Origin of the sequence: Neisseria sp. HMSC078C12 (assembly GCF_001838065.1) — a bacterium.
GTDB lineage: Bacteria > Pseudomonadota > Gammaproteobacteria > Burkholderiales > Neisseriaceae > Neisseria.
Window position 1 is genome coordinate 13,645 of record NZ_KV835622.1, and the last position, 19,444, is coordinate 33,088.

At 49.6% G+C, this 19,444-nt stretch carries 15 protein-coding genes and 1 tRNA gene; 11 read left to right on the forward strand and 5 right to left on the reverse strand.

Going from position 1 to position 19,444, the window contains the following annotated elements; all coding sequences use genetic code 11:
* Nucleotides 1–65: 65 nt before the first annotated feature.
* A complete protein-coding gene (locus HMPREF2596_RS10330; protein ID WP_070850969.1) occupies nt 66–1,259 on the forward strand; it encodes an amino acid aminotransferase in 1,194 nt (397 codons plus the stop codon).
* 91 nt (nt 1,260–1,350) lie between these two features.
* Here HMPREF2596_RS10330 and HMPREF2596_RS10335 read toward each other — a convergent pair.
* Nucleotides 1,351–1,426: transfer RNA gene (locus tag HMPREF2596_RS10335), tRNA-Arg, on the reverse strand.
* Between the two features lie 285 nt (nt 1,427–1,711).
* Between HMPREF2596_RS10335 and HMPREF2596_RS10345 the strand changes: the two genes are divergently transcribed.
* Both HMPREF2596_RS10345 and glmM read left to right on the forward strand, forming a co-directional pair.
* Nucleotides 1,712–2,578: a c-type cytochrome gene (locus HMPREF2596_RS10345; protein WP_049323135.1), complete on the forward strand. Its 867-nt coding sequence runs from the start codon at nt 1,712–1,714 to the stop codon at nt 2,576–2,578.
* Between the two features lie 216 nt (nt 2,579–2,794).
* Nucleotides 2,795–4,132, forward strand: coding sequence for a phosphoglucosamine mutase (gene glmM / locus HMPREF2596_RS10350; protein WP_003747557.1), 1,338 nt, complete (start codon nt 2,795–2,797; stop codon nt 4,130–4,132).
* A 76-nt stretch (nt 4,133–4,208) separates the two neighbouring features.
* Here the strand turns inward: glmM and lolA are convergent, their stop codons facing one another.
* Nucleotides 4,209–4,829, reverse strand: coding sequence for an outer membrane lipoprotein periplasmic chaperone LolA (gene lolA / locus HMPREF2596_RS10355; protein WP_070850970.1), 621 nt, complete (start codon nt 4,827–4,829; stop codon nt 4,209–4,211).
* Between the two features lie 289 nt (nt 4,830–5,118).
* Here lolA and HMPREF2596_RS10360 point away from each other — a divergent pair, with 289 nt between their 5' ends.
* From HMPREF2596_RS10360 to HMPREF2596_RS10375, 4 genes are all read left to right on the forward strand, one after another.
* Nucleotides 5,119–5,949, forward strand: coding sequence for a ferritin-like domain-containing protein (locus HMPREF2596_RS10360; RefSeq protein WP_070850971.1), 831 nt, complete (start codon nt 5,119–5,121; stop codon nt 5,947–5,949).
* Nucleotides 5,950–5,964: 15 nt separating this feature from the next.
* Entirely contained in the window at nt 5,965–6,909 is a 945-nt protein-coding gene (locus tag HMPREF2596_RS10365; protein ID WP_070850972.1) for a cation diffusion facilitator family transporter, read from the forward strand.
* A gap of 69 nt (nt 6,910–6,978) precedes the next feature.
* Nucleotides 6,979–7,629, forward strand: a complete 651-nt coding sequence (locus HMPREF2596_RS10370) for an HAD family hydrolase (RefSeq protein WP_070850973.1) — start codon at nt 6,979–6,981, stop codon at nt 7,627–7,629.
* A 98-nt stretch (nt 7,630–7,727) separates the two neighbouring features.
* Entirely contained in the window at nt 7,728–8,921 is a 1,194-nt protein-coding gene (locus HMPREF2596_RS10375) for an amino acid aminotransferase (protein ID WP_070850974.1), read from the forward strand.
* A 64-nt stretch (nt 8,922–8,985) separates the two neighbouring features.
* Here HMPREF2596_RS10375 and HMPREF2596_RS10380 read toward each other — a convergent pair whose 3' ends face one another.
* Nucleotides 8,986–9,399: a YqaA family protein gene (locus HMPREF2596_RS10380; RefSeq protein ID WP_070850975.1), complete on the reverse strand. Its 414-nt coding sequence runs from the start codon at nt 9,397–9,399 to the stop codon at nt 8,986–8,988.
* A gap of 274 nt (nt 9,400–9,673) precedes the next feature.
* On the opposite strand from HMPREF2596_RS10380, the gene HMPREF2596_RS10385 reads away from it, so the two are divergent.
* The 4 genes from HMPREF2596_RS10385 (at nt 9,674) to nth (ending at nt 13,914) form a co-directional block, all read left to right on the forward strand.
* Nucleotides 9,674–10,897 (forward strand): sugar MFS transporter, encoded by a 1,224-nt coding sequence (locus HMPREF2596_RS10385; RefSeq protein WP_070850976.1) that lies wholly within the window; start codon nt 9,674–9,676, stop codon nt 10,895–10,897.
* Nucleotides 10,898–10,989: 92 nt separating this feature from the next.
* Entirely contained in the window at nt 10,990–11,613 is a 624-nt protein-coding gene (locus tag HMPREF2596_RS10390) for an alpha/beta fold hydrolase (protein WP_070850977.1), read from the forward strand.
* Nucleotides 11,614–11,793: 180 nt separating this feature from the next.
* Entirely contained in the window at nt 11,794–13,173 is a 1,380-nt protein-coding gene (nhaC, locus tag HMPREF2596_RS10395; protein ID WP_070850978.1) for a Na+/H+ antiporter NhaC, read from the forward strand.
* A 111-nt stretch (nt 13,174–13,284) separates the two neighbouring features.
* On the forward strand, nt 13,285–13,914 hold the full coding sequence (gene nth, locus HMPREF2596_RS10400) for an endonuclease III (RefSeq protein WP_003747538.1): 630 nt from the start codon (nt 13,285–13,287) through the stop codon (nt 13,912–13,914).
* 58 nt (nt 13,915–13,972) lie between these two features.
* On the opposite strand, the gene putA is transcribed toward nth, so the two are convergent.
* The gene (gene putA, locus HMPREF2596_RS10405; protein ID WP_070850979.1) at nt 13,973–17,578 is read right to left on the reverse strand and encodes a bifunctional proline dehydrogenase/L-glutamate gamma-semialdehyde dehydrogenase PutA; all 3,606 of its coding nucleotides are present in this window, start codon (nt 17,576–17,578) and stop codon (nt 13,973–13,975) included.
* Nucleotides 17,579–17,800: 222 nt separating this feature from the next.
* Complete coding sequence (putP, locus tag HMPREF2596_RS10410) at nt 17,801–19,327, reverse strand: sodium/proline symporter PutP (protein ID WP_070850980.1); 1,527 nt, start codon at nt 19,325–19,327, stop codon at nt 17,801–17,803.
* Nucleotides 19,328–19,444 lie beyond the last annotated feature (117 nt).

The following is a 19,444-nucleotide window of genomic DNA, read 5'->3' on the forward strand; positions in this document are numbered from 1 at the left end:
TTTTGCAAATAAGGTCTTTTAGTGCCACAATCTTCCCCATTCTGTCTAAAAACAAAGGAAGCACCATGTACCGTCATGTCGAGTATTATCCGGGCGACCCGATTTTGAGTTTGGTTGAAACCTTCAAACGCGACGAGCGCCCTGAAAAAGTCAATTTGAGCATCGGCATTTATTTTGATGACGAAGGCAAAATGCCGGTTTTGGAATCTGTCCGCCGGGCAGAAGCAGAGCGTGCGGCCGTACCGCGCCCATCGCCTTATCTGCCGATGGAAGGTTTGGACACTTACCGAAGCGCGGTTCAGCGTTTGCTGTTTGGGCAGGACAATCCGGCATTGGCAGAAGGGCGCATTGCGACCGTACAGACTTTGGGCGGCTCGGGGGCGTTGAAAGTCGGTGCCGACTTTTTGCACCGTTGGTTCCCTGAAGCGAAAGCCTATGTCAGCGACCCGACTTGGGACAACCATAAAGGTATTTTTGAAGGCGCAGGTTTTGAAGTGGGGACGTATCCTTATTACAACCCTGAAACCGTCGGCGTAAAATTTGAAGAAATGACTACGTTTTTCAAAACATTGCCGGAAAACAGCGTCTTGATTTTGCATCCATGCTGTCAAAACCCGACCGGCGTCGATATGTCACAAGCGCAATGGGATGAAGTGTTGGACATCATTAAAACGCACAAGCTGATTCCGTTTATGGATATTGCCTATCAAGGTTTCGGCGAGGATTTGGACAGTGATGCCTATGCAATCCGTAAAGCCGTCGAAATGGGACTGCCTTTGTTTGTCAGCAACTCTTTTTCGAAAAACCTGTCGCTGTACGGCGAGCGTGTCGGCGGTTTGAGCGTAGTGTGTCCCAATAAGGAAGAAGCAGAGCTGGTGTTCGGACAGTTAAAATTTACCGTCCGCCGTATTTATTCCAGCCCTGCCGCTCATGGTGCATACATCGCTTCCGATGTGATGAACAGCGAGGATCTGCGCGCTTTGTGGGAAAACGAAGTTTACGCCATGCGCGACCGCATCCGTGCCATGCGTCAGAAACTTTATGATGTTTTGACGGCCAAAATCCCCAATCGCGATTTCAGCTATTTCATCAAACAGCGCGGCATGTTCAGCTATACAGGCTTGACCGTAGAACAGGTACACCGCCTGCGTGACGAGTTTGCCGTTTACCTGTTGGATTCGGGCAGGATGTGTGTGGCGGGATTGAATGCATCGAATATCGATTATGTGGCCGAAGCATTTGCCAAAGTGTTGCAATAGCCGTTTAATCTGAAATTGAATGTAGTTTTATTTGAAGTAAATCAAAAGGCCGTCTGAAAAATTTTCATCTTTCAGACGGCCTCTTTATAATTGGCGCACCCAACAGGGATCGAACCTGTGACCTCCAGCTTCGGAAACTGACACTCTTCCAACTGAGCTATGGGTGCGAGAGCCGTAAGGTTAACGCATATTGGCGCCGTTGGCAAAGTTTATCTTGAAAGTGTCAGAAAGTGACATTGGCGGTCACGCTTTTGCATGGGTGGAATATTCAAATAACTACAAAGGTTTACAAGAATCAGACGGCCTTTTTGAGGATTTTTGCGTATCTTTTTCTCAAGATGGATTGGAAAGCCTTTGCGAATTCAGTATAATCCAGCAAAATATTGTTAACTGCGTTTAACACATAAACTATAACTTACAGCACAACCTAACCTAACGGCGAGGCCTACCAAATGAAACAACTCCGCGACCACAAAGCCCAAGGCTCTGCATTGTTCACCCTTGTGAGCGGTATCGTTATTGTCATTGCAGTGATTTACTTCCTGATCAAACTGGCGGGAAGCGGTTCATTCGGCGATGTTGCCGAAACAACCGAAGCTGCGACTCAAACCCGTATCCAGCCAGTCGGCCAACTGAAATTGGGCGACGGTATTCCAGTCGGCGAGCGTCAAGGCGATCAGATTTTCAACAAAATCTGTATTCAATGTCACGCGGCAGACAGCATCGTTCCCAAAGCACCTAAATTTGAAAACAAAGGCGATTGGGCGCCTCGCATTGCACAAGGTTTCGATACCTTGTTCCAACACGCTCTGAACGGTTTTAACGCAATGCCTGCCAAAGGCGGTGCGGCTGATTTGACCGATCAAGAATTGAAACGCGTCATTACTTATATGGCCAACAAAGCCGGCGGTACTTTCCCTGATCCTGATGCCGCAGCTCCTGCCGATGCAGCCGCTTCCGGTGAAGCCGCTTCAGCTCCGGCGGCTGAAGGTGCAGCTCCTGCAGAAGCCCCTAAAGCAGATGCGGCTAAAGCAGATGACAAAGGTGCGGCAGCTCCGGCAGCCGGCGGCGCAGACGGTAAAAAAGTTTACGAAGCCAACTGCCAAGCATGTCACGGCGGTGCAGTTCCAGGTGTTCCTCATGTAGGTAAAAAAGAAGACTGGGCTCCTCGTATCAAACAAGGTAAAGACACCCTGCACAAACACGCACTCGAAGGCTTTAACGCAATGCCTGCTAAAGGCGGTAACGGTAGCCTGAGCGATGATGAAGTGAAAGCTGCAGTTGATTACATGGCTAATCAGTCTGGTGCTAAATTCTAAGATTTGATTTTGAATCTCGAATAGGAAGCGCATTCTGCAAAAGGATGCGCTTTTTTCGTGCAGGCAATCCGGATCTTGCTATAATACTGAAGTAGTAAATTATTCTCATGATCAAGGGTCGTCTTAAAGATTCAGACGGCCTTCGAATACAATCAAGATTCTTTTAAAGAAGTTCAACAATATTCACATACGACAAAACAATCACGGAGTTATCTCATGGCAAAAAAATATTTCGGTACTGATGGTGTGCGCGGCGAAGTCGGTCAATTCCCTATTAATCCTGATTTTGTCCTGAAATTAGGCTATGCGGCAGGTCAGGTTTTGGTGCAGCACGAAGGCGAAATCAAACCGACTGTCTTGATCGGTAAAGACACGCGTATTTCAGGCTATATGCTGGAAGCTGCGCTGATTGCCGGTTTTACCGCCGCCGGTGTTAATGTTATTCAAACCGGCCCTCTGCCGACTCCGGGCGTAGCTTATTTGACCCGTGCTTTGCGTTTGTCTGCAGGTGTGATGATTTCTGCTTCCCACAATGTTTATTCCGATAACGGCATTAAATTCTTTGCCGAAGGCGGTGTGAAGCTGAGCGATGAAATCGAGTTGGAAATCGAAGCCAAAATCGATGAGGAAATGAAAACCCAGCCGTCCAGCCGTCTTGGCCGCGCGCGTCGGATTAATGGTGCGGATGACCGCTATATCGAGTTCTGTAAATCCACTTTCCCAAGCCATTTGGACTTGCGCGGTCTGAAATTGGTGGTCGATACCGCTAATGGTGCAGGCTATGCGGTTGCGCCTAAAGTATTCCATGAATTAGGTGCGCAAGTGGTCAGTATCGGTAATGAGCCGAACGGCTACAACATCAATGAAAAATGCGGTGCGACCCATCCGAAAGCTTTGCAAGCCGCTGTATTGCAAAATGAAGCCGATTACGGCATTGCCTTGGATGGCGACGGCGACCGTTTGATGATGGTTGACCGCAATGGCAAAGTGTATGACGGCGACAGCTTGATTTATGTAATTGCCAAAGCACGCGCGCACGAAGGCGTGGAAATCGGCGGCGTGGTGGGTACGGTAATGACCAATATGGCGATGGAAGTTGCTTTAAAAGAGCAGGGCGTTGATTTCTGCCGCGCCAAAGTGGGCGACCGCTATGTGTTGGAACAGCTCCACCAACGCGGTTGGCTGATTGGCGGCGAAGCCAGCGGCCATATTTTGTGCATGGACAAACACAATACCGGCGACGGCATCATTTCCGCGCTGCAAGTTTTGGCTGCATTGCAAACCTTGAATCAAGACCTTGCCACCGTTTGCGCCGATTGGCAGCCGTATCCGCAAACCATGATTAACGTCCGCATCAAAAAAGGCCAAAACTGGCAGGATGCTTCTAAAGAGGCTTTGGCCGAAGTGGAAAAAGAACTCGAAGGCAAAGGCCGCGTGGTCTTGCGTGCATCCGGTACCGAGCCTGTTGTGCGTGTAATGGTGGAAGCCAAGCAGGCAGACTGGGCGAAAAAAGGCGCAGAAAAAATTGCCGCCGCCATTCAAGGTCAAAAGTAACAGTGTGTTTGATGTTGAATTGAACTAAATAAAAGGCCGTCTGTTGTTCAGACGGCCTTTGTGTTTCATTAGAAGCTTAATTGCTCAAGACATCAACGCCTTTAGGAGGCGTGAATTTGAACATACTGCTGGAAAGGTTAGGCTTAGTGTTCAAACCGCTGAAGCTGATGCTGGTTTGGTTGCCGAAGCTGTCTTTCAGCTGCATGGCGGCGAGGTTGTCGCCTTTGAAGCCGATGCGGATGTATTGGTAGCCGGCGTTGTTTTTCTTAGGCGTAGCCAAAACGTAGTCAATGCCGTTGGCAGAGCCATCTTCTTTCAGCGTGTAGCTGCTGTCCAATGCCGTTTTGTTGGAGAGGATGGCGGCAGGGCTGTCGCCGATGGTTTGGTCTTGTGAGGACTTGGTTACTTGCGCCAAATCTACGTCATAGAGCCAAATGGTTTTGCCGTCGCCGACGATGGTTTGTTTGTAGGGTTTGGTGTATTCCCATTTGAACAAACCCGGGCGCAGGATTTTGAATGTGCCGTATGTGGTTTGGGTTTTCTTTTTGCTGTGAACGGTTTGGCTGAAGTTGCCGCTGATACCGTCGGCGTCATTATTGAATTTTTTCAGTGCGTCCACTGCGCCGGCTTGTGCAAAGCCGATAGCTGAAGAAAGCAGCGCGGCAGCGGTCAGGGTGAACAGTCGGTTGGTTTTCATGTTTTGGTTCCTTGTTCGGAGAGATGGGGTCAGTATAGACGTTATGGTGTAACAGGCAAGGGGCTGAAGGGCGGGTTTAATTTGTGTAAATATGAAAAATCCAAGCAAGTATCTGAAATAATTTCATTTCTTCAGGCGGCCTGTATTTGGTTTTGACGTTTTTTTAATGAAACGCATAAGGGCTTGGTGTGGTATTTAATGTCATTTTACGGAAAGCGTGAAATTATAGTCTTTCTGTTTGCTTTTTAAAACGGTTATAATATTTATCTTTTGAAAACAATGGTTTTGTATGTATCTGAATCCTTATCCTTTATTGGAACAGGCTTTGCTGTCGGACAATCCGGATGAAAAAGGAAAATTGACGCAGGCATTGTTTGCGCAGTTGGGCGAGGCGGAAGGTTTGACGGCTGAAGCGTCGAAACCCGTGGATTGCCGTTTTGCCGGCCATCCGTTGTGTCCGCGTTTGGTTGCGCCTTCGGAAGTTACACCGCGCAAGATGAATACGGTCGAAGGCTATGCGGCGATGTTGCATGCGATTGCGCATATTGAATTTAACGCGATTAATCTGGCTTTGGATGCGGCGTATCGTTTCCGCAATATGCCGTTTCAGTTTGTACGCGATTGGGTAAGGGTGGCGAAAGAAGAAGTGTTTCACTTCGGCTTGATGCGTGGCCGTCTGAACAGCTTGGGCTACGATTACGGCGATTTTGAAGCGCACGGGCATTTGTGGGATATGGCATATAAAACTGCTTATGATCCTTTGTTGCGCATGGCTTTGGTGCCGCGGGTGTTGGAAGCGCGCGGTTTGGATGTTACGCCGGGTATTCGTGCAAAAGTGGCGCAGCGCGGCGATGTGGAAACCTGCGATGTGTTGGATATTATTTATCGCGATGAAGTGGGGCATGTCGCCATCGGCAATCATTGGTATCAGCATCTTTGCCGTGAGCGCGGTTTGGAACCGGTCGCCCTGTTCCGCAGTCTGATTGCGCGTTACGATATGTTTATTTTCCGCGGCTACGTCAATATTGAAGCACGGGAACGTGCAGGATTCAGCCGTTTCGAGCTGGATATGTTGGAAGATTTTGAGAAAAGTTTGAAACAGGATAAAAAGGCCGTCTGAAACGGTAAAACCATCATGGCACATCATCACGATCATTCGCACGCGCATACGCATACCGCCAACAAGCAGGTATTGCGCACTTCATTTTTCGTTATTGCCGGATTTATGCTGGTTGAGGCGGTCGGCGGCTGGCTGACTAACTCTTTGGCCTTGCTTTCCGATGCGGGGCATATGTTCAGCGATGCGTTTTCGCTGGGCGTGGCATTGTGGGCATTCAAACTTGGCGAGAAACAGACCACGCTGCAAAAGACATTCGGTTACAAGCGTTTTGAAATTTTGACGGCGATGTTTAACGGATTGTCGCTGGTGTTGATTGCGGCGATGATTTTTTATGAGGCAGTCAAACGATTGTTTTATCCGCCGGAAATTTTGACGGGCGGCATGTTGGTGGTCAGTATCATCGGATTGCTGGTCAACATCGGCGTCGCCGTTTATATGTTGAAAAATAGCGATACTAAAGAAAACGTCAATATGCGAGGCGCGTATCTGCATGTAATCAGCGATTTGTTCGGCTCGATAGGGGCGATTGTCGCAGCAGTGCTGATAATGGCGTATGGCTGGCAATGGGCAGATACAGTTGCCAGCGTATTGGTGGCGGCTTTGGTAGGGCGCAGCGGCTGGACGCTGTTTAAACAGACTTTGCACATTTTGATGGAAGGTGCGCCGGAAAACATTCAGACCGATGAGTTGCTCAGCGTGATCCGCAATACGGAAGGCGTAAAATCCGTTCATGACTTGCATGTTTGGACGATTACCAGCAATATCCACGTTTTGTCCTGCCATATTGTTGTCGATGGCAGCATGACGGTTGCCGAATCCGAACAAATCGCCTACCGCATCGAACATGAGTTGGCGCATCACAACATCGGACATTGTACGATTCAGATTGAAAGCGAACGGCATCCGCATAAAGATGAAGTTTTGTGTTCGCAGGAAATGCACGAACACCATCACCATTAACCATATTCAGGCCGTCTGAAACTTGTTGGATTGTTCAGACGGCCTTCTAAAATCATCAAAGGAACACTTATGACCCAAGCCGTATTATTCGACCTTGACGGCACGCTTGCCGATACTGCACTTGATTTGGGTGGCGCGCTCAACACGGTATTGCGCCGACACGGTTTGCCTGAAAAAAGCATGGATGAAATCCGTCCGCAGGCCAGCCACGGTGCGAGCGGTTTGCTCAAACTCGGTGCAGGCATTACGCCCGAGCATCCGGACTATATGCAATGGCGCAAAGAATTTTTGGATGAATACAGCCGCTGCTATGCCGACCAAACCATCTTGTTCGACGGCGTAAACGAAATGCTGGAAGCCTTAGTTCAACGCGGTATCCAATGGGGCATTATCACCAACAAGCCCATGCGCTTTACCGATGTCCTCGTGCCTAAACTCGGGTTTACCGTGCCTCCTGCCATCATTGTCAGCGGCGATACCTGCGATGAACCCAAGCCCAGCGTGAAGCCTATGTTTTATGCGTGTGAACAGATGGGTGTCGAAGCGCGGCGATGCTTTTATGTCGGCGATGCCGAGCGCGATATGCAGGCAGGCAAGAATGCCGGGATGACAACCGTGCTTGCCGATTGGGGCTATATTTCTGCCGAAGACCAAACCGAAAACTGGCTTGCCGATTTCCGTATTGCCACGCCTTTGGATTTGTTGGCAATCTTGCGTTAAAACCCTGTAATAATCCGTTTTCAGACGGCCCGAAACGGCGTAAAATTACATAAATTTGTATTTTTTCAACCGTTTTACTACTTGTAAAGAGAAAAATCATGTTCTTCAAGCATATCGAAGCAGCTCCTGCTGATCCGATTTTAGGTTTGGGCGAAGCGTTTAAAGCCGAAACCCGTCCCGAAAAAGTCAATCTCGGCATCGGCGTGTACAAAGACGCATCCGGCGCAACGCCTATTGTCAAAGCCGTCAAAGAGGCTGAAAAACGCCTGTTGGAAAGCGAGACAACTAAAAATTACCTCACCATTGACGGCGTTGCCGATTACAACGAGCAAACCCAAATCCTGTTATTTGGCAAAGACCACGAAATCATTGCCAGCCGTCGCGCCAAAACAGCGCAAAGCCTTGGCGGTACAGGCGCATTGCGCATTGCGGCCGAATTTGCCAAACGCCAGTTGAACGCGCAAACCATCTGGATTTCCAATCCGACTTGGCCAAACCACAACGCCATCGCTAAAGCAGTCGGTATCCAAGACAAACCATATCGTTATTACGATGCCGCCAAACACGGTTTGGATTGGGACGGCATGATTGAAGACTTGGGCCAAGCGCAAAAAGGCGACATCGTCCTGCTGCACGGCTGCTGCCACAACCCTACCGGCATCGACCCTACGCCCGAACAATGGGAAACTTTGGCAAAACTTTCTGCCGAAAAAGGCTGGTTGCCACTGTTTGACTTTGCCTACCAAGGCTTCGGCAACGGCTTGGAGGAAGATGCCTACGGCTTGCGCGTATTCTTGAAATACAATAAAGAATTGCTGATTGCCAGCTCTTATTCCAAAAACTTCGGTATGTACAACGAGCGCGTCGGCGCGTTCACTTTGGTGGCCGAAGATGAAGCAACAGCAGCCCGCGCCCACAGCCAAGTCAAAACCATCATCCGTACCTTGTATTCCAACCCGGCTTCACATGGTGCGAACACCATTGCGCTGGTGTTGAAAAATGATGATTTGAAAGCACAATGGATTGCCGAACTCGATGAAATGCGCGGCCGAATCAAAGCCATGCGTCAAAAATTTGTCGAGTTGCTCAAAGCCAAAGGTGCTAGCCAAGACTTTGATTTCATTATCGAACAAAACGGCATGTTCTCTTTCAGCGGCTTGACTCCCGAACAAGTCGACCGTTTGAAAAACGAGTTTGCCATTTATGCCGTCCGCTCCGGCCGTATCAACGTTGCCGGCATTACTGATGACAACATCGATTATTTGTGCGAGAGCATTGTAAAAGTGTTGTAATTGTCGAATTAAAGGCAAAGGCCGTCTGAATCGTTCAGACGGCCTTTATTTTTGACTTGTCAGCTTATCCGACAACTGCGTTCATCCCCCAATAAATCATCGCATAGCGCAGCAGTTTGCCTGCAATCAGAATAATGGCGCAATGCAAAGCATTAAGCCTGAGCCAGCCTGCGGCAAGGGGGAGGGCATCGCCGATAATCGGCAACCATGCGAACAATAGCGGCCAAATTCCCCATCTTTGTATACGCTCCAATATTTTTTCAGACGGCCTTTTCTTGGCCGGAAACATCCTGCCCATGTAATACGAGACCATACTGCCCAAGCCATTCGCCAACCCGGCACACAAACATGCGCCGAGGGCGTGTTGCGGGTATTTGTACACAAATGCGGCGTATACCGCCTCGGATGTACCCGGAAGTAGTGTGGCAGAAGTAAAGGCAGAGGCAATCAGGCCAAGGTAAGCGTAAAGAAGGGGCATATTTTGAGTTATATCAATGAGTATTGTAAAAAAGAAATAACAGGCTTAATAAGAGGATTATGCCTTTATTTTTTAATCTATTAAAAGATAAATCCAATATTGTTGAATTTTTTAAAATTAAACGGTTGAAGGATAATGTGGTCGGCTGTTGGAAAATAGTTTTCAGAGTGACGGATTATCAGTATGATACGGGCGGCTGTTAATGGGTGTTAAGTTTAATGAACTGATTTAAGCTCATTTTTCCAGCAAATCTTAACAAAACGAAAGGCAAATCATGTCTGCGCATTCACAACAAAATCATACTCCTGCGCTGGTTGTCCTAACCACACTCTTTTTCATGATGGGTTTCATTACCTGCATGAACGATATTTTGATTCCGCATTTGAAAGATATTTTCGACCTGACTTATGTTCAGGCAATGCTGATTCAATTCTGTTTCTTTACCGCTTATGCGATTATGTCGATTCCGATGGGCTATTTGGTCGGCAAAATCGGCTATAAAAACGGCGTGATTAGCGGCTTCGTATTGACTGCCATCGGCTGTCTGCTCTTCTATCCTGCTGCCGGCAGTCATTCTTATGCAACTTTTTTGGGTGCATTGTTTATTTTGGCTTCAGGTGTAACCCTGTTGCAAGTAGCGGGTAACCCTTATGTGACTTTGCTGTCCAAACCGGGTAAAGAATCTGCAACACTGACTTTGGTTCAGGCATTTAACTCTTTGGGTACGACCATTGCTCCGCAAATCGGTGCATTCCTGATTTTGGCTGATGCAACACAAACTGTCAGCAAAGCCGAGCAAATTTCTTCCGTTCAAATTCCGTATTTAGGGTTGGCCGGTTTGCTGATTATTTTGGCTGTGTTTGTCAAAATGATTCGTTTGCCTGATGCGCGTAAAATTGCCGAAGAAGAGAGCGAACATAACCATGATGGCAAACACAGTGTTTGGCAATACCGTCATTTGGTTTTTGGTGCGGCCGGTATTTTCTGTTATGTCGGTGCGGAAGTATCCATCGGTTCTTTATTGGTCAGCGTGTTGGGCTATCTGAAAGGTTTGGACCACGCATCTGCCGCAAAATATCTGTCGTTCTACTGGGGCGGTGCAATGGTCGGCCGTTTCTTAGGCTCTGCCATCATGGCGAAAATTGCGCCTAACCGCTATTTGGCATTTAACGCTACTGCTGCTGTTGCCTTGTTGGGCGTTGCTATGTTGGCAGGTAAAGCCAGTGCGGATATTGCGATGTGGGCATTGTTGGCCATCGGCTTCTTCAATTCCATCATGTTCCCGACCATTTTCTCTTTGGCAACCAAAGGTCTGGGTCGATTTACCAGCAGCGCTTCCGGCGTGTTGTGTACTGCGATTGTCGGTGGTGCGGTTGTGCCTGTGGTACAAGGTTGGGCAGCGGATACTTACGGCTTGATGATTTCTTTCGTTGTATCAGCGATTTGTTATGTTTATATCGTCTTCTTTGCTATAAAAGGCTACAAAGCTGACGAATAATTTATCATGATAACAGGCCGTCTGAAACCTTATGGGATTTCAGACGGCCTTTTGACTTTGTGGCATAATGATTTAAATGACAGGAGGAAAAAATGGCCAAAATCATTTTGCTGCATGGCTTGCATATGCATTCGTGGGTCATGAGACCGCTGGCGTATTTGCTGGAACAAGAAGGTTTTGAAGTTGCGCTGTTCGATTATTGCAGTGTGTTGCACTCGATGAATCGGCATGTTGAGGACTTGGCGCGATGGATTGATGAGAACCATGCTGATGAAACGCTGCACTTTGTCGGCCACAGTTTGGGCGGTTTGGTTTTACTCAATTTTGCGGCGGCATATCCGGAAAAAGTCAGTGGCCGTATCGTTACCATGGGTACGCCGCACCAAGGCAGCCGGGCTGCGCAACGTGTGCTCAATTTGGGTTTGCAAAAGCCGGTATTGGGCGGCTCTTACAAAGGGGCGTTGGACGGCAGTATGCCTGAGTTGCCTGTCGGTATTGAGCTGGGCAGTATCGCCGGTAACAAACCGTATGGACTGGGCCGTGTTTTAGGTTTGCACGGCGAACATGATGGTACGGTTTTGGTCAGCGAAACGCATTGTCCGAATATGCGCGATCATGTCGTTTTGCCGGTCAGCCATAGCGGTATGCTGTTCAACCGCAAAACTGCCGGACAGGTGGTGGCATTTTTGCATGATGGATATTTTAAAAAGCAATAAAACACCATTTATTTTAATTAAAAAATATTTTATTCTAAATAATTCGTTTATTTTAAAGAAAATGGCAAGGATTTGTGAGCGTTGTTTTCGTAAAATAATCAGCAGGCCGTCTGAAACCGGTTTTTCAGACGGCCTGTTATGCTAAAATCTGTTAAATACTTATTAAAAAGGCAAAGAACAATGTTTGCTTTCAAATCCTTACTCAATATGCCGCGTTTCGAGGCCATTGCGGTGGCCTTGGCTTTGGTGGCGGCAATGGGTTATACGATTATTTCGCTTGAATGGCTGCCGCATATGTCGATTGTGACGGCGATCGTGGTCTTGCTTTTGTACGGTTTGATGCGCGGCTTGAAATATCAAGACATGCAAAACGGTATGATCGGCGCGGTCGGGCAGGGCATGGGCGCGATTTATCTGTTTTTCTTTATCGGTCTGATGGTCAGCGCGCTGATGATGAGCGGTGCGATTCCGACGCTGATGTATTACGGTTTCGGATTGATTTCGCCGACTTATTTTTATTTTTCGGCGTTTGCGCTTTGCTCGGTCATCGGTATTTCCATCGGCAGTAGTTTGACGACTTGTGCGACTGTCGGCGTGGCCTTTATGGGGATGGCGGCTGCGTTTCATGCCGATATGGCGATGACGGCAGGTGCGATTGTGTCGGGTGCGTTCTTCGGCGATAAAATGTCGCCGCTTTCCGATACGACCGGTATTTCCGCTTCGATTGTCGGCATTGATTTGTTCGAACATATCAAAAACATGATGTACACCACTGTGCCTGCGTGGTTGATCAGTGCGGCGTTGATGTTGTGGCTTTTACCCAATGTTGCCGCGCATGACATGAACAGCGTCGAAGCTTTCCGCGCGCAATTGGAAGCAACCGGTTTGGTGCATGCTTACTCGCTGATTCCGTTTGCTTTATTGGTTATCCTCGCCCTGATGCGCGTCAATGCCATTGTGGCCATGTTGTTTACCGTTGTGGTGGCGCTGATTGTCACTTACTTCCACAGTGCGCCTGATTTGAAACAGCTGGGCGCGTGGTTTTACAGCGGATACAAACTCGAAGGCGAAGCATTTAAAGATATTGCCCGATTGATTTCGCGCGGCGGCTTGGAAAGCATGTTCTTTACGCAAACCATCGTGATACTCGGCATGAGCTTGGGCGGCCTGTTGTTCAGCATTGGTGTGATTCCGTCTTTGTTGGAAGCCATTCGTGCGTTCCTGACCAATGCCGGACGCGCTACTTTCAGCGTGGCCATGACATCGGTCGGCGTTAACTTCCTGATTGGCGAGCAATATTTGAGTATTCTGCTTTCCGGTGAAACCTTTAAGCCGGTTTATGACAAACTTGGCCTGCATTCGCGCAACCTTGCCCGTACGCTGGAAGATGCGGGTACGGTCATCAACCCGTTGGTGCCTTGGAGCGTCTGCGGCGTATTCATCAGCCATGCCTTGGGCGTGCCTGTTTGGGAATACCTGCCTTATGCCTTCTTCTGCTACTTGAGTTTGGCTCTGACGCTGGTGTTTGGCTGGACAGGGCTGACTTTGAGTAAAAAATAAACAGTAGGCTGTTTGATCATCAGGCCGTCTGAATGCGTTTCAGACGGCCTGCTTTGTTTGAAGCAGCCCCATCGGATATAATTGCCGCGCCATATAAAAACAATTCCAACCATGAACAAACAAATCCGCCAAGAAATTTTCGAGCGTTTCCGCGCTGCCAATCCGCATCCGACTACCGAGTTGAATTTCAGTTCGCCGTTTGAGCTGCTCATCGCTGTTTTATTGTCTGCGCAGGCGACTGATGTCGGCGTGAACAAAGCGACTGCCAAGCTCTTTCCCGTTGCCAATACACCGCAAGCCATGTTGGATTTGGGGCTGGACGGCGTGATGGAATACACCAAAACCATAGGCCTCTACAAAACCAAATCCAAACACATCATGCAGACTTGCCGTATTTTGCTGGAGAAATACAACGGCGAAGTGCCTGCCGACCGCGAGGCTTTGGAATCTTTGCCCGGTGTCGGCCGGAAAACCGCCAACGTGGTATTGAATACTGCATTCGGGCAACCTGTTATGGCGGTCGATACCCATATTTTCCGTGTGGCCAACCGCACCAAAATCGCGCCGGGCAAGGATGTGCGTGAAGTTGAAGACAAGCTGATGCGCTTTATTCCCAAAGAATTTTTGATGGATGCCCATCATTGGTTGATTTTGCACGGCCGTTATACATGTAAGGCTTTGAAACCGCAATGCAGCAAATGTTTGATTAATGATTTGTGCGAATATCCGGCAAAACTGTAAATAAAAACAGATAAAAAAAGGCCGTCTGAATTTCAGACGGCCTTTGATTTGGCTACGATTAGTCGGCAACTGCCATCAGGCTGGCATTACCACCGGCAGCGGTAGTATTGATACTGCAAGAGATTTCTTCAAATACTTGCAGAATGTCCAGACCTTGTTCAGAAGGCAGGATGCGGATGAGCGCACCGTCGCGGCCGGCCAACTCTTGTTTGCGCTCGCTGCTCAAAGGCTCGATAGCGGCAACATGGCTGATGCCTGCGTTTTCAGGTTTGCTGTTGACTTGCAACAAACCGTCCAAATCGGCTGAGTAGGAAGCCAATGGGCTGTTAGGCTCAACAACGGTTTGTATGCCTGCGGCTGCCAGCTCGGTCAGGGCAGAGAAGGCTTGCAGCAGATTGCCGCCATGTACCCAAACGCGTTTCGGAGAGCGCCAGCTCAATGAGTTGCGTTCGCCGGTCGGGCCGACCAATACGGTTTCGGCTTTGCGCAGGGTACGGACGCGTGCGTGACCCAAAGCTGCGGCTGCGGCTTTTTTCTCTTCGGCGTTAAACGGCAGTTTGTGAACCAGGGTTTCCAAACGTTTGAGCGCGTCTTCGTCTGCTTGACCGATGCGGCTGAGGGTTGGGGCAACCCATTCAGGAGTACGTACCAGGCGTTGCAGATAGAATGAACCGCCTGCTTTTGGACCGGTACCGGACAAGCCGTGACCGCCGAAAGGTTGTACGCCGACAACGGCACCGACGATGTTGCGGTTAACATAGATGTTACCGGCTTCGATGCGGTCGCGGATGTGGTCGACAGTGCCTTCGATACGGCTGTGTACACCGCTGGTCAGAGCATAGCCTTTGGCGTTGATTTGGTCGATGAGTTGATCCAATTCGCTGGCGCGGTAGCGGACAACGTGCAGTACAGGGCCGAACACTTCGCGTTGCAACTCGTTCAGGTTGTTCAATTCAAACAGGATTGGACGAACGAAGGTAGAGTTGCTGTCATCAACGTCGGCGGCAGTTTTGATTTCGTGGTAAGCCTTTGCTACGCCTTTCATTTTGTTGATGTGGGCCAACAGGTTTTGTTGGGCTTCAGCATCGATGACAGGGCCGATGTCTGTGGTCAGTTGGATCGGTTTGCCGACAACCAGCTCGTCCATTGCGCCTTTGATGATGTTGATCATTTTATCGGCAACATCTTCTTGAACACACAAGATACGCAGGGCGGAACAACGTTGGCCCGCGCTGTCGAAGGCAGAGTTCAATACGTCGAGGCAGACTTGTTCCGGCAGGGCGGTAGAGTCCACGATCATCGCGTTTTGACCGCCGGTTTCGGCAATCAGGACAGGGCTGTCGTCGCGTTTGGACAGGGCTTTGTTGATCAGGCGCGCCACTTCGGTAGAACCGGTGAAGATCACGCCGCCGATGCGGGCATCGCCGGTCAGGGCAGAGCCGACATCGCCTGCGCCGAGTACGAGTTGCAGCGCAGAAGTCGGAATACCGGCTTGATGCATCAGGGAAACTGCGTAAGTGGCAATCAGGCTGGTTTGTTCGGCAGGTTTGGCGATAACGGTGTTACCAGCAGCCAGGGCGGAAACGACTTCGCCGGTAAAGATGGCCAATGGGAAGTTCCATGGGCTGATGGCAACGATTGCGCCGACGGCTTTGGCATCTTTAGGCAGGGTGTTTTCAGCTTCGTTGGCATAGTAGCGGCAGAAGTCAACGGCTTCGCGTACTTCGGCAACGGCGTTGTTCAGGGTTTTACCGGCTTCGCGGACGGCCAGCATCATCAATGCAGGCGTGTGTTGTTCCAACAAATCGGCAAAACGGCGCAGGCAGTCGGCGCGTTCTGAAGCAGGTTTGGCGCTCCACTCCGGCAGTGCGGCAACGGCTGCACCAATAGCTTCTTGAGCCAATGCTGCATCGGCAAAGCTGACAGTGCCGACAACATCGTTGTGGTCTGCAGGGTTGCGGACGGGTTGCGCTTCGCCCACGTTACGCGCTTCGCCATTGACGATAGATGCAGCGTGGAAGTCTTCGGAAGAAGCTTGGTTGAGTTTTTCTTGCAGGTTTTGCAATACGTTTTCGTTGCTGAAATCGACGCCTTGGGAGTTCAGACGGCCTTTGCCATACAAATCGCGCGGCAGAGGCAAGGCCGGATGCAGGTGGATGCCTTGTTCGGCGATGGTGTCGAACGGGCTCTTAATCAAGCGGTCGATGCTGATGTTTTCGTCAACAATTTGGTTCACGAAAGAAGAGTTCGCACCGTTTTCCAACAGGCGGCGTACCAAGTAGGCAAGCAGGGTTTCGTGTGTGCCGACCGGGGCATACACGCGTACGCGGCGGCCTAAGTTTTGCGGGCCGACCACTTGGTCGTACAGGGTTTCGCCCATGCCGTGCAGACATTGGTGTTCGAAGTCTTTGCCTTTACCCATTTGGTAGATTGCGCCCAAGGTGTAGGCGTTGTGTGTGGCAAATTGTGGGAACACGGCATCTTGCGCATCCAAGAGTTTGCGTGCGCAGGCAAGGTAGGAGATGTCGGTGTGGACTTTACGGGTGTAAGTCGGGTAGCCGTCCATGCCGTCTACTTGGGCCCATTTCACTTCGCTGTCCCAGTATGCGCCTTTAACCAAACGGATCATCAGTTTTTGGTTGTTGCGACGGGCCAGGTCGATCAGGTAGTCGATAACGAACGGGCAACGTTTTTGGTAGGCTTGAACAACGAAACCGATACCTTTGTAGCCGGACAAGTCAGGATCGGAAACCAAAGCTTCCATCAAGTCCAAAGACAATTCGAGACGGTTGGCTTCTTCGGCATCGATGTTGATACCGATATCGTATTTTTTACCCAAAAGGAACAATTCTTTCAGGCGCGGCAGCAGTTCGCTCATCACGCGTTCGTGTTGGGCGCGTGAGTAGCGTGGGTGGATGGCGGAAAGTTTGACGGAGATACCGTTGCCTTCGTAAACACCTTGACCTGCGGCATCTTTACCGATGGCGTGAATGGCTTGGACGTAGTCGTTGTAGTAGCGGTTGGCATCTTCTTCGGTGTATGCGGCTTCGCCCAACATATCGAAGGAGAAGCGGTAACCCATTTTTTCGCGCTCTTTACCGTTTTGCAGCGCTTCTTCAATGGTTTGACCGGTGACGAACTGTTTGCCCAGCAGGCGCATGGCGTAGTTAACGCCTTGACGGATCAGAGGCGCGCCGCCTTTGCTGATCAGACGGCTCAATGCGGAACTCATCTGTTTGTCGTTTGTCGCGGTCAGTTTGCCGGTAATCAGCAGACCCCATGCGGCCGCGTTAACGAAGAGGGAAGGGCTATTGTTCAAGTGGCTTTTCCAGTTGCCTTCAGAGATTTTGTCGGCAATCAGGCGGTCACGGGTGGCATTGTCCGGAATACGCAGCAGGGCTTCGGCCAGACACATCAGTGCAACACCTTCTTCACTGGAGAGGGAAAACTCATGCATCAAGGCATCTACACCGCTGGCTTTGGTACGGCTGGCACGGACTTGGGTAACCAAACGACGGGCAAGCTCGGAAGCGGCATTGCGCTCTTCGTCGGTCATCTGTGCACGTTGCAACATATCCTGTACGGCTTCGATTTCATCGCGGCGGTAGGCATCGGTTATCGCTTGGCGCAGAGGAGTTTGTGTTGGAAAAGCAAAGTTAAACATTATTTAAGTTCTCCAGAGGTTTTTTCATGATTTCAGACGGCCTGGATAGGATTGCTAAAACAGGTATTCTGAAGGATAGTAATATCGTAATAAATTTATGATGCGGATACAAGATGCATCCGCATAAATTGCTGTTTTTTCTGATAAGTATCAGATTATTTTGAGACAGTTTATGTCGTAAAAACGGCCTGCACGGAATCATGCAGGCCGTCTGAAAACACCTTATTTAGAGGCGCGGTATTCTGCGTCTGCTTTTTCAAAGCGTTCTTGCAATTCACGTGAAGGTTTTTTGTCGATCAGGGACACCAAAACAATCACGAGCGTGCAAATGATAAAGCCTGGAACGATTTCATAGACAGTAGAGAAACCTGTTTCTTGTGCGGCCAAAGCAGGTTTTTTGATCCATTCGGCCCAAACCACTACAGTCAGCGCACCTGCAATCATGCCGGAGAGTGCGCCGTAGGCAGTAATGCGTTTCCACAGTACAGACAGGATAACAACCGGGCCGAATGCGGCACCAAAACCTGCCCATGCGTAAGCCACCAAGCCCAATACTTTGCTGTTAGGGTCAGAAGCAATCAGGATGGAAATCACGGCAATTGCCAAAACCATCAGACGGCCAATCCATACCAACTCGGCTTGTTGTGCTTTTTTACGCAGGAAGCCTTTGTAGAAGTCTTCGGTAATCGCGCTGGAGCAAACCAACAATTGGCAAGACAGGGTGGACATTACGGCGGCGAGAATCGCGCTTAAGATGATACCGGCAATCCAAGGGTTGAAAAGCAGGGTGGCCAAAGCGATGAAGATGCGTTCGTGGTTGCCGTTCATTTCATCAACGTGGGCAGGGTTGGCACCGAAGTAAGCGATACCGAAGTAGCCGACAGCCACGGCACCGGCCATACACAGAATCATCCAAGTCATACCGATGCGGCGTGCGGAAACCAAGGATTTGGCACTTTCGGCAGCCATGAAGCGAGCCAAGATGTGCGGTTGGCCGAAATAGCCTAAGCCCCAAGCCGCGGTGGAGATAATGCCGATGACGGTCGTACCAGCAAATAGGCTGCCGTATTCTTTACCGGTAGAGGCAGCGACTTGTTGCATAGCGGCATTCATTTGATCTGCACCGCCCAAGCCCAAGTACACCATTACAGGGGTCAGGATCAATGCAAAAATCATCAAAGAAGCCTGCAGGGTATCGGTCCAGCTTACGGCCAAGAAACCACCCAAGAAGGTATAGGCGATGGTTGCGCCGGCACCCAGCCACATGGCTTGAGTGTAAGACATACCGTGGAACAGGCTTTGGAACAGGGTAGCACCGGCCACGATGCCTGAAGCACAGTAAATAGTGAAGAAGAACAAGATAATCAGTGCGGAAACCACTTTCATCAAGTGACCGCCGGCACCGAAGCGGTGGAAGAAGTAGTCAGGCAGCGTCAGTGCGTTGTTGGCGTATTCGGTATGCACGCGCAGACGGCCTGCAACCAAAAGCCAGTTGAAGTATGCGCCTACAATCAGACCAATGGCAATCCAAGCTTCATTCAAACCACTCAGGTAAATGGCACCGGGCAAACCCATCAAGAGCCAACCTGACATATCGGAAGCACCGGCAGACATCGCAGTCACGAACGGGCCCAAGCTACGGCCGCCGAGGATGTAGTCGTCGAAGTTGCGGGTTGAAAAATAGGCGGCAAGGCCGATCAGTAATACGGCGACCAAATAGATCGCGAAAGTGATATACATGGGATTCATGTACTTATTCCTCATCTAACTTTTAAAACGGGTTTGAAATTGCAAGCAATTCATACCCAAACTTTTTTCTAATAAAAATACAGCTTAAAAATCCTGTTTTTTGCGAGAGAGACAGGA

Coding starts and splice junctions, on each gene's coding strand:
- HMPREF2596_RS10390 (WP_070850977.1), top strand. CDS start 10,990: ATGGCCAAAATCATTTTGCTGCATGGCTTGCATATGCATTCGTGGGTC.
- glmM (WP_003747557.1), top strand. CDS start 2,795: ATGGCAAAAAAATATTTCGGTACTGATGGTGTGCGCGGCGAAGTCGGT.
- HMPREF2596_RS10345 (WP_049323135.1), top strand. CDS start 1,712: ATGAAACAACTCCGCGACCACAAAGCCCAAGGCTCTGCATTGTTCACC.
- HMPREF2596_RS10360 (WP_070850971.1), top strand. CDS start 5,119: ATGTATCTGAATCCTTATCCTTTATTGGAACAGGCTTTGCTGTCGGAC.
- HMPREF2596_RS10375 (WP_070850974.1), top strand. CDS start 7,728: ATGTTCTTCAAGCATATCGAAGCAGCTCCTGCTGATCCGATTTTAGGT.
- HMPREF2596_RS10365 (WP_070850972.1), top strand. CDS start 5,965: ATGGCACATCATCACGATCATTCGCACGCGCATACGCATACCGCCAAC.
- putP (WP_070850980.1), bottom strand. CDS start 19,327: ATGAATCCCATGTATATCACTTTCGCGATCTATTTGGTCGCCGTATTA.
- HMPREF2596_RS10330 (WP_070850969.1), top strand. CDS start 66: ATGTACCGTCATGTCGAGTATTATCCGGGCGACCCGATTTTGAGTTTG.
- HMPREF2596_RS10370 (WP_070850973.1), top strand. CDS start 6,979: ATGACCCAAGCCGTATTATTCGACCTTGACGGCACGCTTGCCGATACT.
- HMPREF2596_RS10385 (WP_070850976.1), top strand. CDS start 9,674: ATGTCTGCGCATTCACAACAAAATCATACTCCTGCGCTGGTTGTCCTA.
- nhaC (WP_070850978.1), top strand. CDS start 11,794: ATGTTTGCTTTCAAATCCTTACTCAATATGCCGCGTTTCGAGGCCATT.
- putA (WP_070850979.1), bottom strand. CDS start 17,578: ATGTTTAACTTTGCTTTTCCAACACAAACTCCTCTGCGCCAAGCGATA.
- nth (WP_003747538.1), top strand. CDS start 13,285: ATGAACAAACAAATCCGCCAAGAAATTTTCGAGCGTTTCCGCGCTGCC.
- lolA (WP_070850970.1), bottom strand. CDS start 4,829: ATGAAAACCAACCGACTGTTCACCCTGACCGCTGCCGCGCTGCTTTCT.
- HMPREF2596_RS10380 (WP_070850975.1), bottom strand. CDS start 9,399: ATGCCCCTTCTTTACGCTTACCTTGGCCTGATTGCCTCTGCCTTTACT.